The organism is Mucilaginibacter rivuli, from assembly GCF_019391655.1.
In the GTDB taxonomy this organism is placed as follows: domain Bacteria; phylum Bacteroidota; class Bacteroidia; order Sphingobacteriales; family Sphingobacteriaceae; genus Mucilaginibacter; species Mucilaginibacter rivuli.
This window is the reverse complement of the sequence record NZ_JAHXPQ010000005.1, coordinates 277692-296480: the sequence shown is the minus strand read 5'-3', so window position 1 is coordinate 296480 and position 18789 is coordinate 277692. Positions and strand designations below refer to the sequence as shown.

Annotated in this window: 17 protein-coding genes; 6 read left to right on the top strand and 11 right to left on the bottom strand. The window is 41.8% G+C overall.

Annotated elements, in window-relative coordinates:
* Positions 1–35: 35 nt before the first annotated feature.
* Positions 36–629: an archaemetzincin gene (locus KXQ82_RS13935; protein WP_219489005.1), complete on the bottom strand. Its 594-nt coding sequence runs from the start codon at positions 627–629 to the stop codon at positions 36–38.
* Between the two features lie 117 nt (positions 630–746).
* On the opposite strand from KXQ82_RS13935, the gene dnaE reads away from it, so the two are divergent.
* The 4 genes from dnaE (at position 747) to KXQ82_RS13915 (ending at position 6616) form a co-directional block, all read left to right on the top strand.
* On the top strand, positions 747–4334 hold the full coding sequence (gene dnaE / locus KXQ82_RS13930; protein WP_219489004.1) for a DNA polymerase III subunit alpha: 3588 nt from the start codon (positions 747–749) through the stop codon (positions 4332–4334).
* 201 nt (positions 4335–4535) lie between these two features.
* Positions 4536–5018: a hypothetical protein gene (locus KXQ82_RS13925; protein WP_219489003.1), complete on the top strand. Its 483-nt coding sequence runs from the start codon at positions 4536–4538 to the stop codon at positions 5016–5018.
* A gap of 138 nt (positions 5019–5156) precedes the next feature.
* The gene (gene trxA, locus KXQ82_RS13920) at positions 5157–5486 is read left to right on the top strand and encodes a thioredoxin (RefSeq protein ID WP_219489002.1); all 330 of its coding nucleotides are present in this window, start codon (positions 5157–5159) and stop codon (positions 5484–5486) included.
* A 209-nt stretch (positions 5487–5695) separates the two neighbouring features.
* Entirely contained in the window at positions 5696–6616 is a 921-nt protein-coding gene (locus KXQ82_RS13915; protein ID WP_219489001.1) for a DUF58 domain-containing protein, read from the top strand.
* A 526-nt stretch (positions 6617–7142) separates the two neighbouring features.
* Here the strand turns inward: KXQ82_RS13915 and KXQ82_RS13910 are convergent.
* The 4 genes from KXQ82_RS13910 to KXQ82_RS13895 all read right to left on the bottom strand — a co-directional run bounded on the left by KXQ82_RS13910 (position 7143) and on the right by KXQ82_RS13895 (position 10334).
* Complete coding sequence (locus tag KXQ82_RS13910) at positions 7143–8336, bottom strand: aspartate aminotransferase family protein (RefSeq protein WP_219489000.1); 1194 nt, start codon at positions 8334–8336, stop codon at positions 7143–7145.
* Between the two features lie 62 nt (positions 8337–8398).
* Entirely contained in the window at positions 8399–8899 is a 501-nt protein-coding gene (locus KXQ82_RS13905) for a hypothetical protein (protein ID WP_219488999.1), read from the bottom strand.
* A gap of 14 nt (positions 8900–8913) precedes the next feature.
* Positions 8914–9735: a hypothetical protein gene (locus tag KXQ82_RS13900; protein ID WP_219488998.1), complete on the bottom strand. Its 822-nt coding sequence runs from the start codon at positions 9733–9735 to the stop codon at positions 8914–8916.
* Between the two features lie 44 nt (positions 9736–9779).
* The gene (locus KXQ82_RS13895; RefSeq protein ID WP_219488997.1) at positions 9780–10334 is read right to left on the bottom strand and encodes an RNA polymerase sigma factor; all 555 of its coding nucleotides are present in this window, start codon (positions 10332–10334) and stop codon (positions 9780–9782) included.
* A gap of 186 nt (positions 10335–10520) precedes the next feature.
* On the opposite strand from KXQ82_RS13895, the gene KXQ82_RS13890 reads away from it, so the two are divergent.
* On the top strand, positions 10521–10937 hold the full coding sequence (locus tag KXQ82_RS13890; protein WP_219488996.1) for an EamA family transporter: 417 nt from the start codon (positions 10521–10523) through the stop codon (positions 10935–10937).
* A 68-nt stretch (positions 10938–11005) separates the two neighbouring features.
* On the opposite strand, the gene bcp is transcribed toward KXQ82_RS13890, so the two are convergent.
* The 4 genes from bcp to KXQ82_RS13870 form a co-directional block, all read right to left on the bottom strand.
* A complete protein-coding gene (gene bcp / locus KXQ82_RS13885; protein WP_219488995.1) occupies positions 11006–11467 on the bottom strand; it encodes a thioredoxin-dependent thiol peroxidase in 462 nt (153 codons plus the stop codon).
* Positions 11467–13191 carry a M23 family metallopeptidase gene (locus tag KXQ82_RS13880; RefSeq protein WP_369412452.1) on the bottom strand — a complete coding sequence of 575 codons (1725 nt, stop codon included), beginning with the start codon at positions 13189–13191 and terminating at the stop codon, positions 11467–11469. The genes bcp and KXQ82_RS13880 overlap by 1 nt, the downstream gene beginning before the upstream one ends.
* Positions 13188–13799, bottom strand: a complete 612-nt coding sequence (locus tag KXQ82_RS13875; protein WP_219488994.1) for a fumarylacetoacetate hydrolase family protein — start codon at positions 13797–13799, stop codon at positions 13188–13190. The genes KXQ82_RS13880 and KXQ82_RS13875 overlap by 4 nt, the downstream gene beginning before the upstream one ends.
* Positions 13800–13946: 147 nt before the next feature.
* Entirely contained in the window at positions 13947–14477 is a 531-nt protein-coding gene (locus KXQ82_RS13870; protein WP_219488993.1) for a T9SS type A sorting domain-containing protein, read from the bottom strand.
* A gap of 182 nt (positions 14478–14659) precedes the next feature.
* Between KXQ82_RS13870 and KXQ82_RS13865 the strand changes: the two genes are divergently transcribed.
* Positions 14660–16603, top strand: a complete 1944-nt coding sequence (locus KXQ82_RS13865; protein ID WP_219488992.1) for a KUP/HAK/KT family potassium transporter — start codon at positions 14660–14662, stop codon at positions 16601–16603.
* A 125-nt stretch (positions 16604–16728) separates the two neighbouring features.
* Here the strand turns inward: KXQ82_RS13865 and KXQ82_RS13860 are convergent, their stop codons facing one another.
* Together KXQ82_RS13860 and KXQ82_RS13855 are read right to left on the bottom strand one after the other, a co-directional pair.
* Positions 16729–16986 carry a SemiSWEET transporter gene (locus tag KXQ82_RS13860; RefSeq protein WP_219488991.1) on the bottom strand — a complete coding sequence of 86 codons (258 nt, stop codon included), beginning with the start codon at positions 16984–16986 and terminating at the stop codon, positions 16729–16731.
* Positions 16987–17012: 26 nt separating this feature from the next.
* Positions 17013–18725 carry an APC family permease gene (locus tag KXQ82_RS13855; RefSeq protein ID WP_219488990.1) on the bottom strand — a complete coding sequence of 571 codons (1713 nt, stop codon included), beginning with the start codon at positions 18723–18725 and terminating at the stop codon, positions 17013–17015.
* Positions 18726–18789: the final 64 nt, after the last annotated feature.

Genomic DNA, 18789 nt, shown 5'->3' with positions numbered 1-18789 from the left:
TGCAATTTCTTACTAATTAAATTTTTTAGATGTGTTTAGTCTAAGTTCCATCCCTTGCCTTTTAAATAAGCTTTGCAGTTGGGGCAAAACCCAATCTCATCATCAAGGTGGTTGCCGCCTCCTGCATCGCACATAAAGCAGGTTTTATTGGGGCAATGTGGCAAGCCTTGTGTGTGACCAAGTTCGTGCAAGACGACCTTGGAAAACTGGTTTTGGGTATTGGTTTTTGATAGTCGGAAAGTTGATACTACGCAAGCGTTGCCGGGCTCATAACCTAAACCCATAATACCCCAATCATGCATGTTGCCTTTGGTGGTGCTGATGTCTTTGGATGTTAACCCGATTACAACTGTATCGGCACTGCCAAAATGATCTAGGTATTTAATAATGCTATCGGCACGGTAGCGGTTACGCGATGCGTAGTAAGTCGATGTTGGTAAGGGAATTGCTTTTCTGAGAATGGTTTTTGGGATGGTTTCCTGTATCTTTTTATATGCTGTTGCGATAAGCGAAGGGGAAATATAAGTAAAAGGTTGGATGATGACAACGCGGTTGGCGTGCGGGTGATGGCAGGAAAATGACACCATCAGCATCAGTAAAATAAAGGAAATCCTTAAAGCGTTTTTCATCAATCAAATAAAAGTAAACATATTTCCTTTTTTTCAACATCCAACTTTCAACCATCCTTTTTTGATAAATTTGTTTCTCCCGTAAAGATATTAGTGTAACAGATTTTTTCATTTGCCATGCCCGATTTTTCGCACCTCCACGTACATACCCAGTTCTCGCTTTTAGATGGCGCTGCCGACATTAGCAAGCTTTATAAAAAAGCCGCTGCCGATGGCATGAAGGCATTGGCCATTACCGACCACGGTAACATGTTCGGGGTGTTCAAGTTTGTGGCCGAGGCAAGTAAACATGGCGTTAAACCCATTGTAGGCTGCGAGTTTTATTTGGTGGACGACAGGCATAAAAAGCAGTTTACCAAAGAGAAAAAGGATGTGCGCCGCCACCAGCTGTTTTTGGCTAAGAATGCCGAAGGCTATAAAAATTTGGTAAAGCTGTGCTCGCTGGGTTATATGGAGGGCCTGTACAGCAAATGGCCGCGTATTGATAAGGAGTTGGTGCTTAAATATCACAAGGGTTTAATTGCTACCACCTGCTGTATTGGCGCATCGGTACCACAAACCATATTAAAGGGTACGCCCGAGGAAGCGGAGGCTGAATTTAAATGGTGGCTGGATATTTTTGGTGAGGATTACTACATCGAGCTGCAGCGCCACGAGATACCCGAACAACAGATCATTAACGATACGCTGGTTAAATACGCCAAAAAGTATAATGTGAAGATGATCTGTTCGAATGATTCACACTACGTAGATCAGGTAGACAGTAACGCGCACGATATTTTGCTTTGTGTAAATACCGGCGATATGCAGAGTACCCCCATAGCTACCGATGAGGAAGGCGGCAAAGGTTACCGCTTTGGTTTCCCTAATGATCAGTTTTATTTTAAGACACAAAAGGAAATGGGCCAACTGTTCCATGACCTGCCCGAATCATTAGACAATACCAACGAGATAGTGGATAAGGTGGACGTGCTGAAACTGAAGCGCGATATTATGCTCCCCAATTTCCCTATACCGCCCGAGTTTAAGATACACGACGGGCCGGAGAGCGATGTATTAAACCAGTGGGAGTATCTTAAACACTTAACTTTTACCGGCGCTAAGGCGCGATATATAGATATATCCCCGGAAGCGGAAGAACGTATCAACTTTGAGCTGTTCACCATCCGTACCATGGGTTTTGCGGGTTACTTTCTCATCGTTGCCGATTTTATTAAGCATGGGCGCGATATCGGTGTGTTTATTGGCCCGGGTCGTGGCTCGGCGGCGGGTAGCGTAGTGGCCTATTGTACAGGCATCACCAATATCGACCCGTTAAAGTACAACCTGCTTTTCGAAAGGTTTTTGAACCCCGACCGTAAGAGCATGCCCGATATTGATACTGATTTTGATGATGAGGGCAGGCAAAAGGTGATAGATTACGTGGTGGATAAATATGGCAAGAACCAGGTGGCGCAAATTATCACCTATGGCTCCATGGCAGCTCGTACCAGTATACAGGACGTTGGTCGGGTATTGGATATGCCATTGAGCGAGGTTAACGCCATGAAAAAGCTGGTGCCCGATACTTTGGGTATTACGCTGAAAGAAGCTATTGAACAAGTGCCCGAATTGAAAGCCATTTTGGATGGTAACGACCTGCGCAGCCAGGTATTAAAAGCTGCCGAAAAACTGGAAGGTTCTGTACGTAATACCGGTGTACATGCTGCGGGGGTTATCATCGCGCCGGACGATCTGACCAATATTGTTCCCGTGGCAACGGCTAAAGACTCTGACTTGCTGGTTACCCAGTATGATGGCCGCGTGATAGAAGACGCAGGCGTTATTAAGATGGACTTTTTGGGCCTTAAAACCCTCACCATTATTAAGGGCGCATTGCAAATGATAAAGCAAAACCATGGTGTGAGCATCGATATAGATTATATCGCGCTTGACGACCAAAAGACTTATGAGCTTTACCAGCGTGGTGATACCAACGGCACCTTTCAGTTTGAAAGTGATGGTATGCAAATGTACCTGCGCGATTTGAAGCCCGATAAGTTTGAGGATCTGATCGCTATGAACGCCCTGTACCGCCCGGGCCCAATAGAGTATATTCCTGCATTTATCAAGCGTAAGCATGGTTTAGAGCCTGTTGTGTACGATTTGCCCGATATGGAAGAATACCTTGCTGAAACTTATGGCATTACCGTATACCAGGAGCAGGTGATGCTTTTATCGCAAAAGCTGGCGGGCTTTAGTAAAGGCGATGCCGATGTGCTGCGTAAAGCAATGGGTAAAAAGCAGATAGAGGTACTAAATAAAATGGAAAGCCAGTTTGTGGAAGGTGCCACTGCCAAGGGCCACCCTAAAGATAAACTGACCAAAGTTTGGAATGACTGGAAGGCCTTCGCGCAATACGCTTTTAATAAATCGCACTCTACTTGCTACGCGTTGGTGGCTTATCAAACGGCTTTTTTGAAGGCTCACTATCCGGCAGAATACATGGCCGCGGTATTGAACAATCAGAACAACATGGAAAAGATATCCTTTTTTATGGAAGAGTGCCGCCGCATGGGTACGCTGGTTTTGGGTCCGGATGTTAATGAGTCGTCGGTATTGTTTACGGCTACCAGCAACGGTAATATCCGTTTTGGCCTTTCGGGGATAAAAGGTGTGGGCAATAACGCGGTGGAAGCCATTATTGAAGAGCGTGAGGCCAACGGGGCTTATAAAACGGTATATGATTTCGCGCAGCGATCTAACACCAGGGCGGTAAACAAAAAATCGTTAGAGAATATGGTGTACAGCGGTGCGTTTGACAGCTTTGGCTTTAAGCGTGCGCAATTCTTCGCTAAAACAGAGAATGGTATTTTGAACGGGATAGAACGTCTGAGCAAATACGCTAATGATTATCAGAATACACAAAATAGCTCACAATCATCGCTATTCGGTGGTTCGGTAGCATCATATATCCCTGAACCTACGTTGCCTGAATCGGAAGAATTTCCGCTGATAGAGAAATTGAAGTACGAGAAGGAGGTTATCGGTATTTATTTGACCGGACACCCGCTGGATAATTATAAAGTAGAGTTGGAGCGTTTCTGTAAGCATACGGTATCCGACCTGAAACTCCTCCAAAAAATGAAGAACCGCGAAGGCGGCGAAGAAACCGAAATGGCCTTTAATAACCTGCGCAAAGGTGGGGCTGAAATGAATATTGGCGGCATTATGACAAAAGTGCAGCATAAAACCACCAAAACCGGCAAACCTTTCGGGACGTTCGTCCTCGAAGATTACCTGGACAATTATGAGTTTGCCCTTTTTGGGGATGAATACATTAAATTCCGTAACCTGCTGATGGAAGATTGCTTTATCCATATTAAAGGAAACATCGAAGAAAAATTCCGTCAGGAAGGTAACTGGGACCTGCGCATTACCGCCATGGGATTGTTATCTGAGATGCGGGATAAGTTTACAAAATCACTTACGGTGCTGCTTAATTTGAACGATCTGAATACTGAGTTGCTGAATGGGTTGCAGGAAGTAATCAACGTGAACAACGAAAAGTACCCGGTAAAGAATTGTACCCTTCGGTTTAAGATACAGGATAAAGAGGACGCGATATTGATGGACATGCCATCGAAGTCATTTAAGGTTAATCCGAGTGATGAATTGATGGAGGAGATAAAAGCATTGACAAAGGTGCAGCCGGTGCTGGCATAAGCCCTCTAACCCCTAAGGAGGGAAGAATGTAAGATGTAATTAAACCTATTTGCGTTAGCGATAGTAGTGAAAACCCCGCAGCCACTTCTATCAGTGGCGAGGAGTTGTAACGGATAGCGCGGGCCGCAGGCAACGCCCTATTTAAAATTTCTGTATGTCAATTTGGTTGACTTTTTTTATCTTGTGTTATAAACCGTAATCATGCGTACCCGGCTTTCTGTAAATGACGCGATATCTTCAAGTTTGGTTATTGCCATATTAGCATGGTGTTTTGTTTCGCTACCAATTTTTGATAGCTATGGATTAACTAACCACATTATTTATCATTCGGATTTGTGGTGGATGGTTGTTAATCAGCGTTTGGTGCACTTGATTGTTCTGTTTTTTGTGATTTATAATTTCAATAAAGGCAAGATAGTGTTTTGGTATGATGACGAAAACTTATACATAGATGACAGGAGTTTAAAGGAAGAACAAGTTGTTCCTTTAAAAAGCATTTCAAGTCTTGTTTTGCAACCTGTTTTATTAAAAGTGGGTAGAAAGAAGTTTTTGTATGAGATAAAAACTACAGGCAGTGAAGAGTTTTGTGTTGAAGTTAGTCCTGGAAAAAAAGTTGCCGGGTTTTTGAAGGCGGTTAAAATTGAGAACCCCGGCGTAGTAACCACCGATGTTACTTTTAATTGATCGGGTAATCTCTAATATCATCCCAAAACAATATTTCCCTTCACTCGTCTGATAAATGTCAACTTGTCATTAAACTATTTGCGGCAAGAGATTTGAATAGTATATATTTGTTAAACAAAAATTAAAACAAGGAATATCATGGCTTTAGAAATAACCGATGCTAACTTTGATGAGTTGGTATTAAAATCAGACAAACCGGTATTGATCGACTTTTGGGCAGAGTGGTGTGGCCCTTGTAGAATGGTTGGCCCGGTTGTAGAAGAAATTGCAAAAGACTATGCCGACACTGCTGTTGTAGGTAAAGTAAACGTAGATAACAATCCTGGTATATCAATGAAATACGGTATCCGTAACATCCCTGCGTTGTTATACTTTAAAAACGGCGAAATTGTTGATAAGCAAATTGGCGCTGTACCAAAATCGGTATTGGCGCAAAAGCTGGATAAGCAATTGTTGAGTTTCGGATAAACGCGCATTCAGCCGTCGCTAAAGCTATGGCTCGTGAAAAGCGTAAGAATATATTGAAAGCGTTTCGGGTTTCCGGGACGCTTTTGTTGATTTTGGAGGTATATAAAATTTGTATTATACCCAAGTTTTCCCAAGTGATGGTTTAGTCGTCATCGTAAAAATAACGCTATGCGCTTTGCGCCATGCCTGAAAACGCTTAAATTCGTTTTATGCCACAACTCAGTAATAACCGCGAAGTACAACAGTTAGCTAATCTTGAGTTATTGGCGCGGCAGGTTGTTGAGGGCTTTATTACGGGTTTGCACCAAAGTCCTTTTCATGGCTTTTCGGTAGAGTTTGCTGAGCACAGACTTTACAACAGCGGCGAATCGGTAAAGAATGTGGATTGGAAACTGCTTGCGCGAACAGAGAAAATGTTTGTGAAGCAGTTTGAGGAAGAAACTAACCTCCGCAGCTATTTGCTGTTGGATACCTCGTCATCCATGAACTATCCTGATAAGGGGCAAAGTAAACTCCAGTTTTCGGTATATGCCATTGCGGCATTGATGTACCTGTTCAAAAAACAGCGCGATGCCTTTGGACTTTGCCTGTTTTCGGATAGGGTAGATTGGCTGAGCAGGGCGCGGTCAACAAGTACACACTTGTTTTATTTGTTTGCCGAGTTGGAGAAAATGTACAACCAGCCAAGGGTGAATACGCAAACTGATATTGCCGGTGTATTGCACCACATTGCCGAAGATATCCATCAACGCAGTATGGTGATCCTGTTTAGCGATATGCTGGAGAATGGGATGGATGACACAAAGGCAGATGCTTTGTTTGCTGCCCTGCAGCACCTGAAACACAATAAGCATGAGATAGTCATTTTTAATGTTACCGATAAAAAGAAAGAACTTGATTTTGATTTTGATAACCGACCATATCATTTTGTGGATTTGGAGAGCGGGCAGGAGATGCGTGTGCATCCCAACGAAATAAAGGCAGGTTACTTAGTAGCCTTAAACTCATGGCGCCAAAAACTGCAATTAAAGTGCGCCCAATACCATATCGACCTCATTGATGCTAACATTCACGCCGGCTTCGATAAAATTTTGAAGGCTTATTTAATTAAGCGGAATAAAATGGCTTAACCTAAGCCAATAAAAAATGCGCTATGTTAGCATAGCGCATTAGACTCTTTAACCTGCAACCTGGTTAGGGTTGATCAGGCTTCGTTACGGCTCAAAGACTCGGTTTGTTTTCTCTCTTTTGGCAGTAACTGCACTGCAAATAAGGTAATCAATACGCTCATTGCAATAATGGGGGAAACAATAAGGATCAGGTGCATTGGCTTAATTTGGCTTTTAAATAATTAGTATCTCATCTACATCTAAAACATCTCCTTTTAACGTTAATTATACGGAGAATGTTGTAACTGTTAAACCAAATTTATACGATAATTTAATACATAGTTAACATGTTGAACAATTTAGCAGTATGTTAAACGGAGCGTTTATTTGTTGTGAAATTTAAAACAGAATGTTTACAGAATTATTGATTTAAACTTAAAAGTGTAAGTTTAACACTATTGCAAGCGGCTGATTAACTGTAACTAAGTTATTACAGAGGCATAAAAGCATCATATAAATGTAGAATTGATAATTATTATAAAGAAAATTATTTACCCTCAAAGTGGTTGATAGCCTCGAGGATAACGTTACAAGCAGTAACAATCTCATCTGTACTGATAATTAGCGGTGGGGCTATGCGCATGGAATTACTGCAATGTAAAAACCAGTCTGTTATAATGCCGTTCTCAATACACCGGTCTATTACCTTTTTATTGGTATCAAAGTCTTTTAGCTCAACGGCTAACAATAAGCCTTTGCCACGTACCTCGCGAATGGCCGGGTGAACTAATAACTTACGGAAAAGTAGTTCCTTTTCGGTTACTGCATCAACCAGGTTTTCATCCAATAATACATTTAAGGCAGCCATACCTGCAGCGCATGATACCGGGTGCCCGCCAAATGTAGTAATATGCCCCAGTATAGGGTTTTCGGTTAATGAAGCCATAATATCATTTGATGATATGAAAGCACCAACAGGCATGCCGCCACCCAACGCCTTTGCCAGTAACAATATATCGGGCACAATATCAAAATGCTGAAAACCAAACAGCTTGCCTGTACGGCCAAATGCAGCCTGTATTTCATCAAATATCAGCAATGTGCCGGTTGCAGTGCATCGTTGGCGCAGGGCTTGCATGTAAGCTATATCAGGCACCCTTATACCCGCTTCTCCCTGTATCGGTTCTATCAATAAACATGCGGTTTGTGTGGTGATGTTTTCCAGATCGGCCGGCTCGTTAAAACGGATAAATTGTATGCCCGGGAGGAGCGGGCGAAACGCTTGCTTATATTCTTCATTCCCCATTACACTTAAAGCGCCGTGTGTACTGCCATGATATGAGTTTTTAAATGCAATGATCTCGCTGCGGCCGGTATAGCGCTTAGCTAATTTTAATGCGCCCTCAACAGCCTCGGCCCCTGAGTTTACAAAGTAGGTTGATTGTAAAGATGGTGGCAGGAGTGAAGCTAATTTCTCGGCAAAAAGTACTTGTGGTGCCTGTACATATTCGCCGTAAACCATTAGGTGCATGTACTTTTCGGCCTGCTGTTTTATGGCCTCTATTACTTTTGGGTGCGAGTGGCCTATGTTACTAACGCCAATGCCTGATATAAGATCCAGGGATGCCTTTCCTTCGCTGGTGTACAGGTAACATCCTTTGGCTTTTTCAAACTCTAATAACAGCGGAAAACGGGTTGTTTGCGCATTGTGATTTAAGAAAAGTTGCCTGAGGGTTGCCATGGTACAAAAATAACAAAGGCTTTTAACTATTGTTAAAAGCCTTTGTTATTAATTACTGCTTGTTATTCATTCGCAGGATCATCTTTTTTATCGCCACGCAGTCTTTTTAAAACTTCGTCGTTAAATTCCTGTTCGCTTTTATATAACTGAATAACTTTTTCGGGAGGTAATATCTTTCTAAACTCTCCACGGTATTTTATCTTTAGCGTAGTTATCTTCAGATCAATTTCATCAGCCTTATCGGCACTATTAGATTGCGGATTTAAGTTGTTCTGCCTTTTTTCTATCTGTGCAGCGGTAAGCTCATCAAGGTATTGTTTATACAGTGGCCAGAACTTTTCGTTTTGGGCAGGGGTAAGATCAAGTTGCTTGTTCATAAAGGCAACTTTGTAATCCTGCGCCCTTTTCAGTTTATCGGCAATTTTAGCTTCTCTGAAAGGATGGTCAACTTTGCGTTGCTCTGCTTTTGGATTGTGTTGTTTTGGTATACGCCCGTCGCCACTTACCTGGGCAAAGCCCTGATAAACGGTCATTAAAAACAATAGTGTAAAAGCGTATTTCATTAAATTACCAATAGTTAGTTATCCTTGCCTTCAGCTTTTATATCCTGTAAAGCTGCTCCCTCATCGTCAACATTTATATTATCCAATATAGTCGAATTATCGCTGTTTAATTGCAAATATAGCTCTAATTCATCTTTTGTCATTTTCGATACTTCTTTGTGCAAAAAGCTGCGGTTATGTTCGGCTACCGGGTTATTAAATTCGCTCATGTAAATAGCGCTACCCACAACCAATGCAAAACATGCTGCCGATGCGTATTTAAATGCCTTTGATACCAGCAGTTTTACAATAATACCCTGGCGTTGCTCTTTATCAGTTTGTAACGTTTCCGAAACTGTGGTTTGAGCCATTATCCTGCTTTCCAGACCGGCAAAATAACCATCGGGAACTGTGAAGATATTTTCGGTATTTACAGTTTCTTCAACCGCTATGCGCGATAGGATGTTGCCGCTAAGCTCTTCAAAGTAATTTTCCGGTACATCAAAAACTTTTTCTGTATTAAGGGCTTTCTCAATAGTAATGCGAGATTGTATATTTTGCGACAGGTCATCAAAATAGTTTTCGGGCAATTTAAAAGCATTGTCATTACTCAATACTTTATCTATCGCGATACGGCTCTCAATATTTTGAGTTAATTCATCAAAATAATTCAGGGGAGTTGCAAAGCCATTGTTAACAGAATCCCCTTTTAGTTGCTGTAAACGAATGGCTCCCATTACCTGCTCTTCCATCTCCGTAAAATAGCCTGAGGGTACACCAAATGCATTAACAGGGTTTACCTGTTTCAGCACCGGATACTCCTCTATCCATTTTTTATCTTCCTCTTCGTTTGTCATTATCCTTTATAGATACTTTTTTTTGCAAAAGGTTTAAAGCCAATCTAATCTTCTGCTAATAAATACGCTTCAATTTTTTTTACTGCCAGGTGAAAGGACGATTTTAAGGCACCAACGCTGGTACCCAGCACTTCCGATATTTCTTCGTACTTCATATCGTCATAGTACTTCATGTTAAAAACCAGCTTTTGTTTTTCGGGTAACGTTAGCAAGGCTTTTTGCAGTTTCATCTGGGCTTTGTCGCCATCAAAATAGGTAGAGTCGGCCAATGTTTCCGTTAGCTCATTCGATACATCATCAAAAGAAACATTGTTTTTAAGCTTTTTACGGTTCAAAAAGGTAATGCACTCGTTAGTAGCAATACGGTACATCCAGGTGTACAGTTGCGCGTCGCTCCTAAAGCCGGGCAGGTTTTTCCATACCTTTATAAAAACATCCTGTACAAGGTCATCGGCATCGTCATGATCTATCACCATACGGCGTATGTGCCAATATATTTTTTGCTGATATTTTTTCAGCAGCATATTGAACGCCAGGTCCCTTGTTTTTACATCCTGGAATTTTTCCAGTATCTCCGAATCCTCAACCTGGTTAGACATTGAACAATTTTGGTTTTAGCATAAAACGAATATAAAGCTATTTATATTTTACAGTAAATATACAGTTTTGAATGATTGATTTACTGAATGATTGATTTGATACATTTACTAAACTATTAATACGCTTTGTTGTTTTTGCTTCTTTAATTCAATCATTCAATAAATCACTAACTCAATAAATAACTTATGTGGTGGATATACGCATTACTATCAGCTTTTTTCGCGGCCCTTACGGCCATTTTCGCTAAAATCGGTATCAAAAATGTAGATACCGACCTGGCAACCGCTATACGCACTGTTATTATACTGGTATTAGGCTGGGCATTTGTGTTTTTTAAAGGCAGCGCTGGTAGTATCGGAAGCCTCACTAAACAGAACTGGATATTCCTGTTACTATCGGGATGCGCTACAGGTTTATCATGGATATTTTACTTTAAGGCCCTGCAACTTGGCGAGGTATCGCAGGTTGCACCTGTTGATAAGCTTAGCGTTGCCATAGCTATCGTACTTGCCGTAATCTTCCTGCACGAACCCGTTACCTGGAAATCGGCAATAGGCGCGCTGATGATCATTGGCGGTACGTTTGTGCTTATTTTGAAATGATTGAATGATCGATTTATTGAATGATTGATTTGGCTAATCAGTAAATCAATCATTCAATAAATCAAAAATTAACCTAACAAGTCCAACACCTGCTGCGTCGCATTTGCATTGTCAACCTTAGTTATGATGTTTGAAATAGTACCCGCCGGCGAAATAATAAAAGTAGTACGCACCGTACCCATATAGGTTTTACCATACATGTTCTTTTCGCCCCAAACGCCATAGGCCTCATTTATTGCCTTATCTTCATCGGCAATAAGGGTAAATGGCAGGCTGTATTTTGTCTCAAATTTTTTGTGCGATTTTTCGCTGTCGGTACTTACACCTATCACGGCAAAACCCTGCGCCGTTAACGATTGGTAGTTATCCCTGAAACTGCAGGCTTCGGCAGTACAACCCGGGGTATCATCCTTCGGGTAAAAATATAGGATCACATTTTTTCCTTTATAGTCAGCTAACGAAACCTGTTTGCCATTCTGATCATTCGCGGTAAAATCCGGGGCTTTGTCGCCTTGTTTAAGTATAGCCATTATCTGTAAAAATTTGCAGTGTATTGTGTAAAGTTACTCTTGTTGTCACCAACAACCAAATCAAACACATGTTTGCCGGGGGTAATATTTTCGTCAAATGTGTAATTTAACAGGCGGGTTTTATAATCCCATTCTACCAGCACCCATTTGCCATCAATTTTTCCATTATAGGTTTTAAGGCCCGATAGGTTGTCGCTCACTTGAAAGTGAATGGTTTTAACTGCCGAGAGGTTGGCTCCGTCGTGTATATTCAATGGTGTTAACCTTGGCGGAATGGTATCTATCCGTATCTCAAAATTGCCAAAGCCTCGGGCATTGGTTTTAACGTATTCTCCATCAAACGTACCACCTTCCGATCCTCCCGCAAGGTTATATATCACAGCTTTACCTGCATTTGCCCCTAAAGGTGCATCGGGCTTTATCGATAGCTCATAAGTATCGTGTATAGGCGTAAAGCGGTTATGTACGTGGTGAACTACCGAGTATGCTCCCGGCCGCATGGCCGATGCTGAATAGATAAAATTAAGGTCGTCATACAAATTGCCCGGTTGCACAACCACTTTTATACCGGGCGCGTTAAACTCGTTGCGCTGGTTATATTTAAATAAGGTACCTGCAGGTTTTGGCATTATTACCGGTGGTTTTGACGACGATTTAACTTTAAACGCCAATGTAGCCATATTGCCTGCTACGTCTTTTACCTCATACGCCACTTCGTGAACATCATCATCCGTGAAAGAGATGAGTCCGCGGTTTACCGATTGCGGGAATACGGTTATTTTATTCCCTGGTAGGATAAAGCTCTTTTGTATCTCGCGGCCGGTAGTTAAATGCAGCGGGTAATCAATAATGGCATTAATAGCATGTGTTTGATCGAAAGCAAAATCTTCGACAGCGAAAGTGAACACAGGTTTGCCATCCACACTCAAGCGGATAGAATAAACGCCGTTATGGTTCATTGATGTACTGTTCATATCATAAGCGCCAATGCCGAAACCTATTTGCCCGTTCAAGGCTAAAACGGGTGCTGGTGCCAAATGATACTTGCCGTTTGAGCCCGCTACCTGGTGGTATTCTTTAGGTGTTAACTCGCTGAAGGGCTCTCCGTTCAAATGGTAAACATACAGCGATGTTATGGCAGGAGGTACCTTATCGCGGATGGTTAGCCCGAACAATTGAGGGTTTATTGTTTCTTGCGTATTTACATCGCGCATCTCAAAATGTAAATGCGGCCCTGCCGAAGCACCTGCATTGCCCGACCACGCAAAAACCTGGTCTTTACAAACAGGTATCTGCATGGGTTGCAAATTAATATCCACTTCAAAACTTTGCTGTTTATACTGTGTATCGCGAATGATCTTCGCCAACCCCGGTGCAAACCGTGATAAGTGCCCGTAAACGCTGGTATAGCCATTTGGGTGCGTAATGTAAACCGCGTTGCCAAAACCACCAAACTGTACTTTCAACCGCGATACATACCCATCGGCAACAGCATGTAAGGGTATACCAATAGCCTGGTTGGTTTTAAAATCCAATCCGGCGTGAAAATGGTTTGCCCGTAACTCGCCAAAAGAGCCGGCAGTAGTTGGTGGCAGATCTAAAGGATACCTGAAAAAATCTTTCGGGTACTGGCGGGTTTGAATAATATCCTGCGCATGCAGACTAAAACAAATAATGACAAGAAATAGGAGTAAGGTTGTTTTTAGCTTGTACGCGATGCTCACTTTATATAAAAATCAAGTAGTTTCTCATTTTCCAGGTAACCTTCCAGATGGTCGCCTATAGTTACTTTTGATACGCCTGCCGGTGTGCCGGTAAATATCAGGTCGCCTTTTTTAAGGGTAATATAACCCGATACAAAAGCGATGATCTTCTCGAACGAAAAAAGCAGGTCGGTAGTACTTCCTTTCTGACGGGTTTGCCCGTTTATATCCAAATGAAAGCTAAGCTTGTACATATCCTCAAATTTATCTTTCGGTAAAAAATTACTTACCGGGGCCGAGCTATCAAAAGCCTTGGCAAGTTCCCAGGGTAAGCCTTTTTCTTTATGCCTGGCCTGTATATCGCGGGCGGTAAAGTCAATACCTAACGCAACTTCGTCATAATAGTTTGAAGCGAATTTTTCGCTGATGTTTTTACCCTCTTTACAAACCTTCAGCACAATTTCTATCTCGTGGTGTACCTCTTCCGAAAAATCGGGGTGGTAAAATGGTTTATTATCTTTTAGTAAAGCCGTATCGGGCTTCATAAAAATTACCGGTACAGTAGGTACGGCATTATTGAGTTCTTTGGCGTGTTCGGCGTAATTACGGCCAATGGCAATTATTTTCATTAATAGCGAATTTATGCGTTTTTACCCATGCCGCAAAGGCATAGCCGGATTTTTACTTTTCAAACAAAAAACAAGAGGGGGGTAAAAGTGGGTATTAAAAAAAAGAAAAGTGTTAAGGTAAGCCCGCTAACTGGATCGGGTGCCGGATTATAAAATAGTTATACGTTTAATAACAGTTTCGTTGCCGATAACCAAACGCACAAAATAGAAACCGCTTGATAACTTATTATTGAGGTTAAAAGTGAACTTTTGTTCGCCCTGCTCTACATGTTGCGAAAAAAGGGTGATCATATCATTACCTAAAATATCCATTATTTTAATGGTAACAGTACTGCTTTTGGCAACGTTATAACGCAGATTGATCTGGTCGGTAATAGGGCTGGGGTAAACCTGCACATTACTCATTAATTTATTAGGATCAAACTTCGGAAACGACGGTTTTGTGATGGTGCCGGTGTTTGTATTGGTTCCGTATATGGTAATTGCGGGCTTAAGTGGCGGTAGGGACACGTGGAGGCCGTTTTTTAAATACGATTTATCGTTTTTATTGGTAAAAACTTTTGTTATTCTTGCAGTGTCTTTAGGAGCGGTTTTTTTATCGCCGGCAAGGGCATAGTTTAAGAGGGATGCCAGCGCAATCAGTATAACAAATGAATATTTGTAGTAAGCTTTCCTCATAAACGAATATTTACAAAAGTATAAATAAAGTTGCGTTGATTTTTGGTTTTTATTGGTTTAAATATGTTTTTAACAAAATTTAACAAAAGTACTTAAACCCTGCTATTACCCTTCACAACTACATATACGTAAAAGGTGTCTAATATGTTTATATTTTCATAAACATTTTTTTAATAAATTGAATGTCATCAAATAATAATCATTTTACCAAGCTTTCAACAGCTGGTTTATTAATTAGCCTGGGTATCATATATGGCGATATCGGTACCTCGCCATTATACGTGTTTAGTGCCATAGTGGGGCACGAGGTTATTCAAACCGATCTTATCCGTGGTGGTATCTCTTGTATATTCTGGACACTTACCCTTCAAACCACATTAAAGTACATTGTTATTACGCTCCGCGCGGATAACAAAGGCGAGGGTGGCATATTTTCATTGTTCTCATTAGTACGCCGCAGGGCCAAATGGCTGCTCATACCAGCCGTTATAGGTGGTTGCGCCTTATTGGCCGATGGTATCATTACTCCCCCCATTACGGTATCCGCGGCAATTGAGGGCCTTTTACCGCTCTATCCCGAGCTACCTACAGTACGTATAGTTATCGCCATTATTACGGGGCTATTCCTTATACAAAAATTTGGCACCTCATTAGTGGGTAAAGGTTTTGGGCCAATTATGTTTGTTTGGTTTGGTATGATGGGCGTTTTGGGGCTCACTTACATCGTAAAAATGCCATCTATACTGTTGGCTTTAAATCCTTATTACGCTTACAAGCTACTTTCGACAGATACCAATGCATTTGTAATATTGGGTGCCGTATTCCTGTGTACAACAGGTGCCGAGGCACTGTATTCAGATCTGGGGCACTGCGGCAGGCCAAACATCCGCGTAAGCTGGATTTTTGTTAAAACTACTTTAGTATTAAATTACCTTGGGCAGGGCGTGTGGCTTATTCAGCACGACGGGCAATTGCTGGGGCATCAAAATCCCTTTTACCAGATCATGCCGCATTGGTTCCTGTTTTATGGGATAGGTATTGCTACCGTTGCCGCGGTTATTGCCAGTCAGGCTTTAATTTCGGGTTCGTTTACGCTGATAGCTGAGGCGGTAAGGTTAAACCTTTGGCCCAAGCTAAAAATTATTTACCCTACCGATGAGAAAGGGCAGTTATACGTTCCAAGTGTGAACTGGTTGCTGTGGGCAGGCTGTTTGGGTGTGGTAGCCCTATTTCAGCACTCCGAAAAAATGGAGGCGGCCTACGGTTTAAGTATTACCGTGGCCATGTTAATGACCACCATCCTTGTATCTAAATTCCTCAAAGCACGTAATGTACCCAAATACATCATCTGGGTGTTTTTGGCTATTTATATCAGTATCGAGGGCTCGTTCCTGCTCAGTAACATGGTGAAATTTGTACATGGCGGCTGGTTTACATTAACTATTGGTACCATACTGTTTTCGGTAATGTGGGCGTGGCACACAGCCCGTAAAATACGTAACCGGTATGTTAAGTTTGTGGAGATAAGTGACTATTTCCCAATATTAAAAGAACTGAGCGATGATGAGAGCGTACCTAAATACGCATCGCAACTGGTGTACCTTACCAGCGCTAATTTTGATTCGGAGATAGAGTCCAAGATCATATACTCCATCCTGCAAAAGCAACCTAAACGTGCCGACGTATATTGGTTGGTGCATGTTAACGTAATGGACGAACCTCACGTAAAGGAATACGAGGTAACATCGTTAATACCCAATAAACTGATCAGGATTGATTTCAGGTTGGGTTTCCGCGTAAGTCAGAATGTAAACCTGTTGTTCCGTAAGGTGGTTGAAGATTTAGTGAAAAATGGTGAAGTAAATATCACCAGCCAATACAAATCATTAAACCGCCATAAAATTGTTGGCGATTTCCGCTTTATCGTACTGGAGAAGATACTTTCACGCTCGCATAACCTGTCGTTTTACGAGAAGTTTATGATGAACTATTACTTCCAGCTAAAAAAGGTGAGCATTAGCGAAGAACGTAGTTTTGGCCTGGATCTGAGCTTTGTTACCGTTGAGAAAGTGCCGCTATTACTGGCCAACCCTGATGAAGTAGAATTGAACAGGATAAGGCGGTAGGCACTCCATCGCGTCATTGCGAGCGATAGCGAAGCAACCTCTACACATGCAAGTCGATGATGCTGCTCGGAGATCTGTCGCGCAGAGGTTGCTTCGTTCCTCGCAATGACGCGTTTTATTGCAGCTTACTTATATCTTATTTTATAAACCAGAATAATTGTTGCCAGTATAAAGGTAATGGCATTTGCCACTACAACCGGTATGGCTCCTATTAACGCGCCGTAAGTAAGCCAAAATAGCGTTCCCATGGTGAAAAACCAATACATACCCAGTGATATGCCCGATGTATCTTTAGTACGGATGGTTTTTATAGCTTGTGGTAAAAAAGATATGGTTGTGCCAAAGGCGGCCATATAACCAATGATCGGGATATAGTCATTCATTACCTGCAAAGGTACGGTTTATTCAGTTATGCCGATGCTTGTTCTTTGGCTAAAACGCTGTTGTTTTTACTGTAAGTGAAGTAAATAACCAAACCAATAACCAACCATATTAGAAAGCGGAGCCAGTTGATATAACCAAGTTCCGTCATTAAATACAAACAGCTTAACAGGCCAAGTACGGGTATAAGCGATAAGTTTTTGTTAAAGGCCAGTACAGTTAATGCCGCGGATAATATCACAAAGAAAAAATAAGGTATCTTTTCCCTGTATATTTCCCAGCCGTCGCTGTAATCAAACAATCCCAAAAAGTTTTTGTGGAATACTACGCATCCTACTATAAATAAAACCGGTGCTATATATTTTGAATTAATATAGGTCATTTTAAAGCGCCCTTTAACTGCCGCCTCCTGTGGCAGCATTAAAACACCCCCGCAAACTAATACAAATGCGAAAAGGGTACCTATACTGGTCAGATCGGTAACTTCGGTTAAATTCATAAATAAAGCCGGTACGGCCACCACAATGCCTGTAACAATAGTAGCAAATGATGGCGTATTGTATTTTGGATGTATGCGTGCAAATGCTTTTGGCAATAAGCCATCGCGGCTCATATTCATCCATATACGTGGTTGCCCTAACTGAAATATCAGCAAAACACTCGCTGTTGCAATTACTGCACTTATTGATATTACATAACTGATGTTATTTAAGCCGATGCGTTTAAATACAAAGGCCAGTGGATCGCCTACCTGGAGTTCTTTATAACTTACCATCCCGGTAAGTACAAGGGCTATCAGTATATACAGCACGGTACATATTATTAACGAATAGATCATCCCGCGGGGCAGATCGCGCTGCGGGTTTTCGCACTCTTCGGCAGTTGTAGATATGGCATCGAAACCAATATATGCGAAAAATACACCCGAAACGCCTTTCATTACACCACCAAAACCATTAGGTAAAAAAGGATGCCAGTTGGCAGGTGTTATGTAAAAGAAGCCGATAACAATAACGAACAGCACGATGGCTATTTTTAATATTACCATAGCATTTGTGGCCTTCTTGGTTTCGCGTATGCCAATGTATACCAGCCAGGTAATGGCAACTACTATTGCCAGGGCAGGTATGTTGGCTATCAGCTTAAAACCGCCTATGCCGGGTGCGTTGCTCCATGCTAATGCCTGTGTTTTCAAAGTTTCGGTAATATCGGCAACATGGCCACTTGCAGTTAGTGTTTTTATAGTTTCTTCTGCACGGTAGGCCGACCAGTAGTCCATAATAAGGTATTCGGGTATGTGGATATGGAAACCTTCCAGCAGGTTAACAAAATATCCGCTCCATGATATGGCTACGGCAATGTTTCCGATAGCATATTCCATTAAAAGGTCCCAACCAATTATCCATGCTATCAATTCGCCGAATGATGCGTAGGCATAGGTATAAGCACTGCCCGATACGGGTATGCGCGATGCAAATTCTGCATAGCATAATGCCGAAAAGCCACAGGTTACTGCCGTAAGCACAAACAAAATGGATACGCCTGGCCCGCCATTAAATGCCGCTTGCCCAATAGTTGAAAAAATACCTGCGCCTACTACGGCGGCAATACCCATAAAAGTGAGATCTTTTACGGTAAGCACTTTTTTTAACGAGCCTGAGTGCTCGGCATCGCCGTAACCCTTCTCAACATCAGATAATATTCGTTCTATTGATTTTTTGCGGAATATGTTGGTGGCCATTTAATGTATTTAAAGCGTAAAATCAAACATAACCATTTTTTTGCATTGATTAAACAAGCTATCT